This is a genomic window from Pseudomonas sp. PDM27, from assembly GCF_019219205.1.
Taxonomy (GTDB): Bacteria; Pseudomonadota; Gammaproteobacteria; order Pseudomonadales; family Pseudomonadaceae; genus Aquipseudomonas; species Aquipseudomonas laurylsulfatiphila.
In genome coordinates this window covers 68,478-82,812 of record NZ_JAHUWF010000010.1, presented here as the reverse complement: position 1 = coordinate 82,812, position 14,335 = coordinate 68,478, and the positions used below count along the sequence as shown (strand labels likewise).

Here is a 14,335-nt window from a genome sequence, read left to right as displayed (position 1 = left end):
ATGGCTCATTAGTTGCACTCCCCCACTTGTGCCCACAACAGCGGTCGTCCCGGACATGGAGACGACGGGACATCAGCCGAGGGGTGAAAAAAATGAAAAGCGCGACACCACCATGCAATTCCTTCGACCGGCTGCGCAGATCAAGCCTGCCTTGTGCGATGCTCCTTTCCCTGGCCACGGCAGACGCCGCGCCGCTGGATGATTTCGGCCCGCCACCACCGACGGACCCCTCGGCGTTTACCAATCCGCCGGCCGATCCCCAGGCCGCGCTGGATGCCATAGAGGCCATGCCACCCACCAACACGGGCGCCTTCGCCCTGCCCAATGGCGTGTATGGTACCCGCACCACGCCGACGACCGACAACGTGCTGCCGCCAGCGCTGCAGACATCGTTCAAGATCCCCACCAACGGCAAGCCCAGCCCGTTGTTCGGGGCGCAGCCGTACACTCAGCAACTGCTGTTGTTCGAAGAATTCGGCACGGAAAAACTCGACCCGACACTGCCGCCGCCCACCCTGACCTTCCCGTCTCCGACCGTCGGCCCGGCGCCCGTGCAGGACCCGAACAGCATCGCCCGCAGCGGCCCTTCGGCCGCAGCGCTCGAAGCCTTCATGCGCCAGCCCGGGCTGTACCCGTTTCCGTCACAGTATTCCAACGTGCTGGACCGTAACCCGTGGAAAGCGCAGGTAGAAGCCTTCCTCAACCGCCATCCGGTCGGCTCGCCGGCCGAGGGGCGTCCGCCAGGAAAAGGCTGGTCGCATCAGCGCTGGAACGAGTTCTACCCACAGGTCGCCTTCAAGACCGCCCAAGCAGGCGCCAAGCTCAACGGCGGCATGCGCGACCGTCGCCAGCTGCACAACTACGCCGTCGGTGAGTTCGGGCCGGGCGGGCTCTACAACCAGACCTCGGACAACCCGATCATTGCGGGCACCACCAAAGGCATCGATACCCGTTTCCACCCCAACATGCCGATCCAGAACCACAAGGCGCTCTGGACCTTCGACGGCACCTTCCCGCCAAAACTGCTGATGGTGCGCTACGGCCAGCCGGTGCTGATGCGCCACTACAACGCCCTGCCGATCGACCCGGCGGCCAACATGGGTTTTGGCTTGCACACCCTCAGCACCCACGAACACAACGGCCACTCCCCGGCCGAAAGCGACGGCTATGCCAATGCGTTTTTCTTTCCGGGGCAGTACTACGACTATCGCTGGCCGATTCAGTTGGCCGGCTATGACAGCATCAATACCACTGCGCAGGATTCGCGCGCGGCGTTCCCCTGCGCCCCGGGTGAAACCCTGTACGTCAACGATGCCACGCCGGGCCTGAAGACCTGCAACAACGGCACCATCAAGATCCGTGGCGACTGGCGCGAAACCATGAGCACCCACTGGTTCCACGACCACATGCTCGATTTCACCGCGCAAAACGTCTACAAGGGCAGCGCGTCGATGATGAACTACTACAGCGCCATGGACCGCGGCAACGAAGCGCTGCAGGACGGTGTCAACCTGCGCCTGCCCAGCGGTTCGGCATTGCCCTGGGGCAACCGTGACTACGACGTCAACCTGATGGTGGCCGACAAGGCCTGGGATGCCAATGGCCAGTTGTGGTTCAACCCGTTCAACACCGATGGCTTCCTCGGCGATCAGATCCTGGTCAACTGGCAGTACCAGCCGCGCCTGAACGTGCGTGCGCGCAGCTATCGTTTCCGCATCCTCAATGGCTCGGTGTCGCGCTTCTTCAGGATCGCGCTGGTGCGTGAAGTCGCCGGCACCGGGGGTGAATTCCCCGGCCCGGCAGGTTCGGGCCTGTCCTATACCCGCGTGCCCTTCCACATGATCGCCAACGACGGCAACCTCATGGAACACGCCGTGCCGTTCGACGGCAGCATGGACCTGGACGCCGACGGCGATGTGCAGGACCACAACGCGATACTGCCCACCCAGGGCATTGCCGAGCGTTTCGACATCATCGTCAACTTCTCGAAGTACGGGATCAAGACCGGCGACAAGCTGTACTTCGTCAACCTGATGGAGCACCACGACGGCAAGGGTCCGGAGAATATTGCGCTGAGCCTGGCCGATGTGCTGTCCGGCAAGTACAAAGCGGTGCTCAAGCTGGGCAGCAAGGGGTTGGAATGGGACTTGGGTGACCCGGCGGTGGGCAAGTTCATGCAGATGGTGGTCCAGCCATATTCCGGCCAGGACGTGAGCATGAACCCCGCCGACTACGAACCCGCCAAGCCGGGCAAGCCGGTGGGTAAAAGCATGATCCCACTGACCCTTAACCGCGATGATCCGGTGGTGCAGGCCAAGCTCAAGGCTGCGCGCCATCGCGAGTTCATCTTCGGTCGCTCCGACGGCACCGACGAAGAACCCTGGACGATCAAGACCGATGGTGGTTTCGGCTACCAAATGGATCCTCGGATCGTCAGCGCCGCTCCGCAACTGGCCACCGGTCCGACCCCTGCCGGGTTCTCCGGCGATGGCACCCTGGAAGTGTGGAAAATCAGGAACGGCGGCAACGGCTGGAGCCACCCGGTGCACGTGCATTTCGAAGAGGGCATCGTCCTCAACCGCGACGGCAAGGCGCCGCCAGAATGGGAAAAATGGGCGCGCAAAGACGTCTATCTCATCGGTCAAGGCATCGACAGTTCGGTGGACGTTGACATTGCGATCCGCTTCCGCGAGTTCGCCGGGACCTACCTGGAGCACTGCCACAACACCCAGCACGAGGACACGTCCATGCTGATGCGTTGGGATGTCGAGCACCCCGGCCAGTTCCAGTTGATGCCAACGCCCCTGCCCGGCTGGGACGGCGTCACCTACGTCAATTCCGCCGCGCTGCCGACTTTCCGCACTGGCGATGAACGTGTCGAAGACCTCGCCAACCAGAAACCTGTCGCCAACCCCGACAGCGCCATCAGTAACACCGGCCAACCGGTGACCATCAACGTGCTGGCCAACGACAGCGACCCTGACGGCAACGTGCCACTTAAAGTGGTGGGTCTGGAGCAACCGGACTCCGGCAAGGGCTCGGTCAGCACCGACGGTTTGCGTGTGATCTACACACCACCGGCCACGATCCCCGCGCCGTTCACCGCGACCTTTACCTATAGGGCCAGCGATGCCAAGAACGCGGAGTCGGCACCGGCGACGGTGTCCGTGGCGGTCTCGGCAGGGGTCGTCGAGAACCTGATCGTCACCAGCGCCACCGTCACCGCCCGCAGCAGCGGCCGCTGGTATTGGGTGCTGTCGGGCACCACCTCGCGTGGCGCGGGCAATACCATCACGGCGACTGCCACGACCACAACCGGCACAGTGAACCTTGGCACCGCCACCTTGACCACTACGCCTACAGGCGCGCGCTGGAATATAGCGGTGACAACCGTCGGCAGCGGCCCGGCGGCTGCCCCGACGGCGACCATCAAGTCGGCGTTCGGCAAAACCGTGACGGTGCCGGTCGTGAAGAACTGAGTTTCAACCTGGCTTTAGCGACGAGGGCCTCAACGGATCTGAGGCCCGAATCGGTCAGTTCGGTGGGTCCCGTTCAACTTTGCGGCGCGATGATCCTGAGCCATGGCCAGCGAGCCTGATAACTTCTGGCCTTCTGATCGAACAAGTCCGGCCTGGGATTGCCTGGATTGATTCGAAGCAGCCCGTGCTCTGTGTCGGCCAGGCCGTTGGGGGCATAGACCTCGCCGGTGGCGACATCCCAACCTATGCAGGTACCGGCAACCAGGTAGCGGTCGATCCCGTCTCTGGCCGACTGAAGCCTGGGATACTCCCCGCCGAACCGCTGGCTGTACCACAGGTGTACGCGAGCCTGATTCTTCACCTCAATGTTCACGTCGAGGTCGTTGAACAGATGCCGGGCTGACTGGATGACCTCATTCTCTGCTTCCCAGGACAGATCATCATCGAAGTAAAAGACGTCGTAATCCTTCACGCCCCATTCTGGCGGTCGCTGCGACTGATGATTCCAGACGGCCTGGAACAGGCAACCGGCCGTGAGCATGCATTGGTTCAAGCCAAGCTCGGGCAAGCGTGTGTAAATTTCTGCGTTGACCGGGTTGGTCATTGCGATCCTGACCAGGCTTTCGGCCGTCAATGTCATCTTCATCCCTTCCCTATCGATCTGATCCTGGCGACCGACAATACCCCCGGCGCTTTACAAGTTCACGAAAAACACGGCCCGTTCCCTTATCCGGCCAATCAGGTGCCATTCAGCGTTATCTCGTCGGTACTGACTACGTGGATGACACTTTTGAAGTGAGCCGGCGCCGTGCCTGCCCCGATAATCGATAGCTTACTGACGAACTGTCGAGGTCAAGCATGACGAGCGCAAATACGGAACAAGTCAGCCCGCAAACACTGAGAAGAGTGATTGTCGCCGCCGGCATCGGCAATTTCGTCGAGTGGTTCGACTTTGCCGTCTATGGCTTTCTGGCCACCACCATCGCCCAGCAATTTTTCCCCAGCGGCGATGCCAGTGCCGCGCTGCTCAAGACCTTCGCCGTGTTCGCCGTGGCCTTCGCGTTTCGGCCCCTTGGCGGGATTTTCTTCGGCATGCTGGGGGACCGGATCGGCCGCAAGCGAACCCTGGCGATGACCATCCTGCTGATGGCAGGCGCGACGACCCTGATCGGTCTGCTGCCCACTTATGCGGCGATCGGGGTCACCGCGCCGATTCTGCTGTCGCTGATCCGTTGCGCCCAGGGCTTTTCCGCCGGGGGCGAATACGCAGGTGCCTGTGCCTACCTGATGGAGCATGCACCGAGTGACAAACGCGCCTGGTACGGCAGCTTCATCCCGGTGTCGACATTTTCCGCCTTCGCCGCGGCCGCCGTGGTGGCCTACGCGCTCGAGGCGTCATTGTCGGCCGAAGCCATGGGCAGTTGGGGCTGGCGCCTGCCGTTCCTGATCGCTGCGCCGCTGGGCCTGGTGGGGCTTTACTTGCGCTGGAAGCTCGACGAGACGCCGGCATTCCAGGCGGTGACCCAGGAACATGCGGTCGCCCACTCGCCACTCAAGGACACCTTGCGCAACCATGGGGCGGCGATCTGTTGCCTGGGGGCCTTCGTGTCACTGACCGCCCTGTCGTTTTATATGTTCACCACCTATTTCGCGACTTATCTGCAAGTCGCCGGTGGCCTGAGTCGCGCCACGGCGTTGCTGGTGTCACTGATTGCATTGCTGTTCGCCGCGGCGATCTGCCCGCTGGCCGGACTGTATTCGGACCGGGTCGGGCGTCGCATGACGGTGATGACGGCCTGCGCGCTGTTGATCGTTGTCGTGTATCCCTCATTCTTGATGGCCAGCTCCGGCTCGTTCGCAGCGTCCGTCGTCGGCGTCATGCTCCTGGCGATCGGCGCGGTGTTGTGTGGCGTGGTGACGGCGGCCTTGCTCTCGGAAACCTTCCCGACCCGCACTCGATACACCGCCTCGGCCATCACCTACAACATGGCGTACACCCTGTTCGGCGGCACCGCGCCGCTGGTGGCGACGTGGCTGATCAGCACCACCGGCAGCAACCTGTCGCCGGCGTTCTACCTGATCGCGATCGCATTGCTCGCGCTGGCGGGGGGACTGGCATTGCCGGAGACCTCGAGGATTTCCCTGCATGACGTGGCGGTGCAGGAGAAAGCCGAAGGCGTGGGTGCCTCCGCCTGACACACGAAACGGGCCGGCAGGCGTCAAGTCAGCGAGGTTTCCCTCAGAGGCCTTTGACTGGCAAGCAAAACCCTGCACAATCGCCGGCTGTTTTTGGGGCTTTCACTGGTTTGGAGGCCGCGGGCTTGCCAGCGATGGTCGTTAACGATAACGCGTGTTAACCGGATGAACGCGTTCCCATGTAGGAGCTGGCGCAGCCTGCGATCTTTTGGCGGGCTTGAGATCAAAGGATCGCAGCCTGCGGCAGCTCCTACAGACACACCCGATACCTTGGAGCTGGCCTGCCAGCGATGGTCGTAAACGATTACGCGTGTGACCTGGATGAACGCGGCGCGCTTGAGTGCATCGCCAGCAGGCTGGCTCCCACAGTTTCCCGGGAATGCGTAAAGAACTTTTTTCGACAGGACGTCACTCGTGCAACGGATTGTTATTCTGGGCAATGCCGGCAGCGGCAAATCCACCCTCGCCCGCGCCCTCGGCAAGCATCTGGGGCTGCCCGTGGTGCACCTCGATACCTTGTTCTGGGAGCCCGGCTGGATCGAACCCGACGCTGAGCAGTTCCGCGCGCGGGTCAGCGCAGCGATTGCAGCGGATAGCTGGATTTGTGAAGGCAACTATGCCCGGCGCACCTTCGACCTGCGCCTGCCCCGGGCCGACCTGATCATCTGGCTCGATACGCCGCGCCTCACCTGTTTCGCCCGGGTGATCCTGCGCAGCCTCATGAACCGTCCTCGCCCTGACCTTGCAGCCGGCTGCGCAGAGAAGCTCGACCGGGCGTTCCTGACGTTCCTTGAGTTCGTGTGGAATTTCGATCGAGGCTACCGCCCGGGTATCGAAGCGGTGCGCCTGGCCATCGGCCCGCGGATTCCCGTGGTGCATTTGCGCAATGGCCGGCAGATTGCCGCCTTTCTCCATGGCTTGCCCGCCATGCCTGGAACCTGCCTCGAATAGAGAGGCGACGACATCCGTCACCGGAGGTTATGCCTCGCGCCCCGAAACTCACTCGATTCGACGTCACCCATGATTCCACAGCGACATCGTGGATTTGTCATGAAATGAAAAGAAATTGTCGTCGAATGAATCTCCGTCAGCCTCCCCCCTCCATAAATTCCTCTTCGGGCCCGCGCGCGTTGAATCCCGCGATCTGACGGCGGGTCCGTTCTGGTTTACAGGCTCAACATCATAATAATAATCCGAGGGGCCGCATTGTATGCGCGTGAATTTACCCGTAACCGAACATGAAAGAGTATTTCCCGCCGAACAACGATTGATCTCCACGACCGATCTCGATAGCCGGATCACCTACTGCAATGAGGCCTTTGTTGCCATCAGCGGTTTCACCTACGACGAATTGGTGGGCCAGCCCCATAACCTGGTTCGACACCCCGACATGCCTCCCGGGGTATTCATTCACATGTGGCACACCATCAAGCAAGGCAAGCCCTGGATGGGCATTGTGAAAAACCGCGCGAAGAATGGTGATTTCTATTGGGTCAGTGCCTACGTCACGCCCATCCATGAAAACGGACGCCTGAGTGGCTACGAGTCGGTTCGTTCGCTGCCCAGCCGCGACCAGGTTCGTCGGGCAGCAGCACTCTATGCACGGATGCGGGCCGGCAAGCCCATCGTTTCGCTGAGCACGCGGATTTCCCGGCCGCTGCAACACGGGTGGCCGTTGCTGATCGCTGGCGCAGTTTCATTGCTCGCCGAGCAGTGGCTGCCCAATGCGGCGGCACAGGGGCTGATGGTGGCGAGCCTGTGTATGGCCTGGTACCTGATCGAGTCCCGGCATCGCAGAGACATCGAGCGCACCCTGGCCGAGCATCCGAAAGCTTTTTCCGATCCATTGGTCGCGCTCACCTACAGCGACAACCATGGTCCCCAGGGGCGCCTGGACATGGCCATGGTCAGTGAGGAAGCGCGCTTGCAGACCGCCCTGAGCCGACTTGTCGATGCCGGGGTCAATGTCAAGGCCAAGGCCGCGCAGTCATCCGAACTCTCCGGTTCCCAGGCGCAGTCGCTGGATCGTCAGCGCAGTGAAACCGATCAGTCTGCCGCCGCCATCTCACAGATGGCCGCCACCATCCAGGAAGTCACCCAGAACGTCATCAGCACCGCGCATGCCGCGTCGCAGGCGGACCAGTTGACGCGTGAGGGCAGTGAGCTGGCCCGGCAAAGCCTGAGTGCCATGGAAACCATGCATGAGGCGGTCAACGAGATCGGCAAGGCGGTCAACGCATTGGCCAGTGAAACGCAATCGATCGGCAGTGTCGTGGATGTCATCACGTCCATTGCCGAACAGACCAACCTGCTCGCGCTCAATGCGGCGATCGAGGCGGCCCGGGCCGGTGAGCAAGGTCGCGGCTTTGCCGTGGTGGCCGACGAGGTGCGCTCCCTTGCACAACGCACTCGCACCTCCACCGAACAGATCCACGGCATCATTGCCTCTCTGTACGACGGTGCCGATCGCGCAGTGTCCACGGCCAGCCGTGGTGAGCAGATGTCCCGCGAAAGCATGCAGCGTGTCGAGGCAGTGCAGTCGGCGCTGGTCGGCATCAGTCAGGCCGTCACCCGGATTACCGGAATGAGCCAGCAGATGGCCTCGGCGTCTGAAGAGCAAAGCCACGTGGCCGAAGACATCAATCAGCAGATCACGCGTATTGCCCAGCTCTGTGATCACAGCGCCGGGCAGGCCAAACAAGGTGCCGCAATCAGCCAGGATCTTGAAGTCATGGCCGAATACCTGCACAGCCTGGCCGAGCGTTTTAACCGTTAGTAGCGACAGGGCGATTCCTGCTTCGCCGTGGTCCTCGCCCATTGATGCTGATCATCTGTAGGAGCTAGCTTGCTCGCGAAGGTCGTCAACGATAACGCGTGCTCACTGGCTGAACACGGCGCTCTTGAGTCCATCGCGAGCAAGCTCGCTCCTACAGTAGCAATATGTCGGCGGACGGCCCGTTGCCAATGATTTCACTAAGGCAATGCATACACCCTGAACAGTCTCTTCACGGTAAGGTTGCTCCCGCCCAGATACTGGTCGTAGGCCTTTTCCACAAAGCCCGAGTAATAGGCTTCACTCAGGGCCGTATCGACCAGCAGGCGGAAGTCTTCGTCGTTGCGATCGACCATCATCGCCACCGGCGAGTACTCGAAGATGCGGTCCAGGATCATCAGGTTCTGCGCCGCACCTCCCTTGGCGATTTCGTTGCGCAGCAGCATGCGTTCGGAGAAGAAGGCATCGGCCTTGCCCTCGGCGACCAGCTTGACGCCCTCGTCATTGTTGGCCACGGTCACCAGCGAGGCGATCACATTGAGCAGGCGCATCCGTTCGCGAATCCAGTCTTCGGTCACCCCGCCCTCGAGGGTCGCGTAGGTCTGGTTGGCCAGGCCATTGTTGATGCTGGCACGCCAGGTCGGACCGCTATTGGCGACCTTGCCATTGAGCACATTGAGCAAGGGTTCGGCCGCATCGTTGCGCACCACGACCGAGAGGCCGGCGGTGTAGACCGGGATGGAATAGCTGATCATCTTGCGCCGTTCCAGAGTGGGCGCAGTCGGCGTGCAGAGGATATCCACCTTGCCCTGGCTCACGGCACTGACCTGGTCCGCAACCGTGACCGGCAGGTAGTGCACTTGCAGGTCGGGCAGGCCCAGTTCGCTCTTGAGCTTGTCGGCGACTTTCAGGCACAGGTCGATGGCATAACCGCTGGCCTTGTCGCCTTCCTGCTTGCTGAAGGGCGCCAGGTCCGGCAAGTAACCCAGGTTAAAGGTGTGGCTGCTGCGCACGCGTTCAAGGGTGTTGGCGCCGGCCATCAGTGGCAGCGTCAAGAGTGCGAAGGCAAGCAGCAGTCTGGTGGTTGTGGCAAATGGTACGTTCATGTCCGGTTTCCCCGTATGCAGATGTCTGTGCAGTCCTGATGGCTACGCCTGAGGGTTTGCAGGCCTGGCCTGGCTGGCCGCTGGCACTTCGGTGAAGCGCTTGGCGAGGAATCCGTAGAGCAGGTAGCCGACAGCGAGCACCAGGGTGCCGCCCATCACCGCGTCCTTGCCGCAGGCATACAGGGCGTACAGGGAGTACGTGACGGCAATCAGCAAGACCACCACGTTACGCGTGCGAATCGCTGATGAGACCCCGGCCTTGTGCATGATCACCAGCAGGCCGGTCAGCGCAGTGATATAGGGAATCAGATTGGTGACCGCCGCCAGGCTGACCAGCTTGCTGAACTGCGCGGCGGCGTCGGGGGAGATGGTCGACAGGGCCATGAGGGTTTGCAGTACGCCGCAGACGATCATGCCGACGACGGGCGCATTCATCGAGTTGACCTTGCTGAACAGCTTGAGGAACAGGTTCTGGTCAGCCGTCATCTTCGCCGTTTGCGCCAGGGTGAATTGCCAGCCCAACAGCGAGCCGACGCAGGCCATGACCGCCAGGGCCATGACGACATTGCCCACCATCGGACTGAATATCGTGGCGTAGACCAGCGCGAAAGGCGCCGAGGACTTGGCCAGTTCGGCATTGGGAATGATGCCCTGGATGACAGTGGTCGACAGCACATAGACCACGGCGGCACCGAGGGTGCCGAACAGGCAGGCCAGCGGCACATTGCGCTTGGGGTTTTCCACGGCATCGGTGGCCTGGGCCGCCGACTCCATGCCCAGGAAAGCCCACAGGGTCAGGGGAATGGCTTTGCTGATGGCTTCGGAAATCGGCAGGCTGTTGGGGTTCCAGGCGGCGGCCAGCACATCGGGCTTGAACCAGAACCAGCCGATGATGCTAAGGCCGGCTACCGGAATGATCACGCCCCACACCGTGAAGGCGCCGATCTTGCCGGTGATGCCAGGACCACCGAAGTTGGCGAAGGTGGTCAGCCAGATCAGCGAGATCGTGCCGATGCACAGTGGAATGGCACCCGTGCCCAGCCAGGGCACGAAGGCCGTCATGTAGCCCACTGCCGAAATGGCCACGGCCACGTTGGCGATGGCCAGGGACAGGAAGTACAGGTACGAGCAGAGGAAAAAACCCGACTTCGCATGGGCTTCTTCGGTGTAGGCGGACAAACCGCCGGAACGTGAACAGAAGACTCCGCATTGGGCAAAGCAGTAAGCGATGGCCATCGAGCCGATCGCGGTGAAGATCCATGACAGCAGCGAGACGGCACCCAGTTGAGCCATGTTGGTGGGCAACATGATGATGCCCGAGCCCATCATGTTGACCGTTACCAGCGTCGTGAGCCCCATCAGGCCCATTTTCTTGCTTGAATCAGCCATCGCAAACTCCTTGCCTTGTTCAGTGTTTTGAACCTGGGCCTGGCGACGTGCAGCACGGGGCCGGACAGGGCCAATGCTTGATCAGACCTTGAACCTGTAAACGCACCGCATTGCTGGCAGGGATTCTCAAAGCGTTCATCACCAGAATTTCTCGGTCTGTCCGACGTTGAAGTTCCTGGGATGAATATCTGGGGAGGCATCATGTCCCGGGGCCAGGAGCGATTGCCCTATTGGGTATAGTTCAAATTTACAATCTGTTACTTCTTGCTGATTTTTTCCTGGGCCTTTTGGGCATGGCGCATGGCGGTCAGACGCCCTTCTTTATCCAACCTATGGGGGGGGCACCCAACCTGGCTCACGGTGAGAAGGCTCCGGCGGAAGAGTTGGCGAGACCTTTTTATTTGAGCCTATCGACCTGTAGGAGCTGCCGAAGGCTGCGATCTTTTGATCTTGATTTTTGAATTGTGAAGATCAAAAGATCGCAGCCTTCGGCAGCTCCTACAGTGGGCCGGCAAGGTTTGAACGCTTGCCTGCGAAAACCCGTCCATGATTCTCAAGTGACGCCGGGGTGGATGACTTATCCAGCGCCCCTCGCTACCCTTTCGCACCCGGGTGCCTGACAGCGATTCAGGCCAGACCACACTCCATCCAGACGAACGAATAATGAAATCCTCCGCAGGTTTGCTGTTGTCGGGTATCGAACTGGACCGTGCCAGTTCCATCCCCTTGTACCGCCAACTCTACTTGCAGATTCGCAAACAGATTCTCAGTGGCAGGCTTCAGGGCGGCGTGCGCCTGCCGTCCACCCGGACCCTGAGCAAGGAGCTTGAGCTGTCGCGAATCAGCATTCTCAATGCGTTCGATCAACTGATTGCCGAAGGTTTCCTGACGTCGCGGACCGGGGCCGGGACTTACGTCGGCCATGAATGGGAAGGCCGCGGCATTGAAGACGATGAGCACAAGCGCCAGCCGCCTCGCCTGTCCGACCTGAGCCAGTCGATGCTGTCGCTGCGCAGCGATCATTTTCGCGGTGTTTCCTATGCTGACTGGGCGACCGGCAGCCCGACCTCGTTCCTGCCCAGTCACAGCGCTTACGATGCGTTCCCGCAATCGGTCTGGAAGCGCCTGCTGAACCGCCACCTGCACAAGCCGACCAAGGCCATGCTCGGTTATGGCGAACTGCAGGGGTTGCTGGCCCTGCGCGAGGCGATTGCCGAGTACGTCTTCGATGCCCGCGGCATTGATTGCAGTGCCGATCAGGTGGTCATCGTGTCCGGCGCCCAGCAAGCCTTCAACCTGCTGGGCATGCTGTTGCTCAATCCGCAGGACAGCTTCTGGATGGAAGATCCGGGGCATATCGCGGCGCGCATTGCGCTCCAGGCCCAGGGGGGCCAGGTCGTGCCTTTGCGTATCGACGAACAGGGGATCGATGTCCGGCAAGGCCTGGCGTTGTGTCCTGACGCCCGCCTGGTGTTTACCACCCCTTCTCGCCAGCATCCCCTGGGCGTCACCATGAGTTATGCGCGACGCCAGGAACTCATCGACTGGGCCGCCCGGAATCAAAGCTGGATCATCGAGGACGATTGCGACAGTGAGTTTCGCTACAACGGCCGCCCGCTGCCAGCACTCTATGCCATGGACCAGTGGGCCCGGGTCATCTACGCCGGGACCTTCAGCAAGGTGCTCTTCCCCTCGCTGCGACTGGGGTACGTGATACTGCCGAACGCCCTGGTCGAACCCTTCTGCACCTTGCGGGCGGTCATGGATCGCAGCCCGCCCACCCTGCTTCAGGCCGCCACGGCGGACTTCATGCGCGAAGGCCACTTCCTCGGCCATATTCGCCGGATGCGCGCCCTGTACCAGGCTCGCCAGCAGGCACTGGTCGAACAGCTGCAGAAACAGCTGGGGACTTTCTTCAGGATCACCCCGGTGGAAGCCGGCATGCACCTGATCGCCTGGTTACCCGCGCATCTCGACGGCGACGCCCTGGCCAGGGAACTCGGCCAGCATGGCATTCACACCTATCCCCTGAGTGACTATTGCCTGGAGCACGTCTTGCCGCCGGCGCTGCTGATCGGCTTTGCCAGCACCCCCGAAGACCAGGCCCAGGCGCGGGTCGAAGCGCTGGCCCAGGCCCTGGACACCATGGGCTACCTGCAATCGGCCACCTGACACCGGGCAAGTGGTCTTATGATTTAACTGATAATGGATCTATCGAGAGTTCCTGACTGGCGCGATAAAGGCTGCGCCGGTAGACCCGGTGTCTGAACCAGGAACGACTCGAATGAACAATAAGATCCAGGAACGATTCAACGCCTTGCTCAGCCATAAGGCTGTCGAGGCCGAGGCTCCCCCGCTACTGACCGAGGCACTGGCCCGCCAGTTGCTCGACCGACTTGGGCAACTGCGCCTGTTTGCCCATGCCTACCCCTTGCTGACCAACCTGACCCACGGCCGTGTCACCCCGGGCGACCTGCTGGACTTCGCCTATCGCCACGAACTGCAGGGCCTGAGCCTGCACCTGCTCGACGGTGAGGAAAACAGCCTGAGTCAAATGACGCCTACGCAGCTTCAGGCGTTCGCGGCCAAGGCCAATGCCCTCGGGCTGGACGTGCACCTGGAAATCAGCAGCACCCTGAAAAAAGATGTCGATCAAGTGATCGCCATTGCCAAGGCGCTGGGCACCCGCAACATCCGTGTCTACTCACGCTACGAAGGGGCACTGTCCCGGGTCATGGACGTGATCGAGTCGGACCTGCACTACCTCGCGCAACAGGCAGACGAGCACGACCTGTTCTTCGACTTCGAGCAGCACGAGGAACTCAAGAGCGGCGAAATCGCGCAACTGCTGAGCCGGCTGAACCATCCGCGCCTGCACGCCCTGTTCGACTTCGGCAACATGATCAATGCCTGCGAGCAACCCCTTGCGGCACTGCACGCCCTGGCCCCGTACATACGCCAGACCCACCTCAAGGGTGTGCGCATCGTGCCTGAGCAGAACGGCTTCGGGCATTACGGCGTGCTGCAAGGCAGTGACGAAGACGACCTGCCCAGCGCTCGCATGCTGTTCGAACTGCTGATGCTCGGCGAATCAACCCCGCAAGTGATCGCCTTCATTCTCGAGCAGGAAAACCACTACGTGGCACCGGCGTTCCGCCAGCTCGACGAAGCCGCCGACCCGTTCATTGCGTACCGGGAAATGAGTGAAACAGCGCTGCCGCAAGGCTACTCGCTGGAGCGAATGCTGGCCGATGAACACCGTTGGGCAAACAACCAGGTCGCCTATGTACGAGGTCTGCTGGCCGATTTCCGAACCCTGGCCGAGTTGACCCTGGCCCATTGCGCTGACGCCTGAACCTGACGTGCCGAGCGGCACTGCCTCCCCCAATACG

The 14,335-nt window shown here is 61.5% G+C and carries 8 protein-coding genes and 2 pseudogenes; 7 read left to right on the top strand and 3 right to left on the bottom strand.

Features of this window, described 5'->3' with window-relative positions; all coding sequences use genetic code 11:
• Positions 1–92 precede the first annotated feature (92 nt).
• Positions 93–3,479 (top strand): Ig-like domain-containing protein, encoded by a 3,387-nt coding sequence (locus KW838_RS20465; protein WP_218503084.1) that lies wholly within the window; start codon positions 93–95, stop codon positions 3,477–3,479.
• Positions 3,480–3,552: 73 nt separating this feature from the next.
• On the opposite strand, the gene KW838_RS20460 is transcribed toward KW838_RS20465, so the two are convergent.
• Positions 3,553–4,119, bottom strand: coding sequence for a nucleotidyltransferase family protein (locus KW838_RS20460; protein WP_218503072.1), 567 nt, complete (start codon positions 4,117–4,119; stop codon positions 3,553–3,555).
• Positions 4,120–4,337: 218 nt separating this feature from the next.
• Between KW838_RS20460 and KW838_RS20455 the strand changes: the two genes are divergently transcribed.
• The 4 genes and pseudogenes from KW838_RS20455 to KW838_RS29940 form a co-directional block, all read left to right on the top strand.
• Positions 4,338–5,675, top strand: a complete 1,338-nt coding sequence (locus KW838_RS20455; RefSeq protein WP_218503070.1) for an MFS transporter — start codon at positions 4,338–4,340, stop codon at positions 5,673–5,675.
• A gap of 414 nt (positions 5,676–6,089) precedes the next feature.
• Positions 6,090–6,626: an AAA family ATPase gene (locus KW838_RS20450; RefSeq protein WP_218503059.1), complete on the top strand. Its 537-nt coding sequence runs from the start codon at positions 6,090–6,092 to the stop codon at positions 6,624–6,626.
• Positions 6,627–6,885: 259 nt separating this feature from the next.
• Positions 6,886–7,164 (top strand): annotated as a pseudogene (locus KW838_RS29945) (PAS domain-containing protein); the annotation flags it as partial.
• A 312-nt stretch (positions 7,165–7,476) separates the two neighbouring features.
• Positions 7,477–8,451 (top strand): annotated as a pseudogene (locus KW838_RS29940) (methyl-accepting chemotaxis protein); the annotation flags it as partial.
• A 197-nt stretch (positions 8,452–8,648) separates the two neighbouring features.
• Here KW838_RS29940 and KW838_RS20440 read toward each other — a convergent pair.
• Both KW838_RS20440 and potE read right to left on the bottom strand, forming a co-directional pair.
• Entirely contained in the window at positions 8,649–9,554 is a 906-nt protein-coding gene (locus KW838_RS20440) for an amino acid ABC transporter substrate-binding protein (protein ID WP_102699545.1), read from the bottom strand.
• Positions 9,555–9,596: 42 nt separating this feature from the next.
• On the bottom strand, positions 9,597–10,943 hold the full coding sequence (potE, locus tag KW838_RS20435) for a putrescine-ornithine antiporter (RefSeq protein ID WP_102699544.1): 1,347 nt from the start codon (positions 10,941–10,943) through the stop codon (positions 9,597–9,599).
• A 663-nt stretch (positions 10,944–11,606) separates the two neighbouring features.
• Here potE and KW838_RS20430 point away from each other — a divergent pair.
• On the top strand, positions 11,607–13,115 hold the full coding sequence (locus tag KW838_RS20430; RefSeq protein ID WP_218503046.1) for a PLP-dependent aminotransferase family protein: 1,509 nt from the start codon (positions 11,607–11,609) through the stop codon (positions 13,113–13,115).
• Between the two features lie 112 nt (positions 13,116–13,227).
• Positions 13,228–14,298 carry a sugar phosphate isomerase/epimerase gene (locus KW838_RS20425; RefSeq protein WP_218503044.1) on the top strand — a complete coding sequence of 357 codons (1,071 nt, stop codon included), beginning with the start codon at positions 13,228–13,230 and terminating at the stop codon, positions 14,296–14,298.
• Positions 14,299–14,335: the final 37 nt, after the last annotated feature.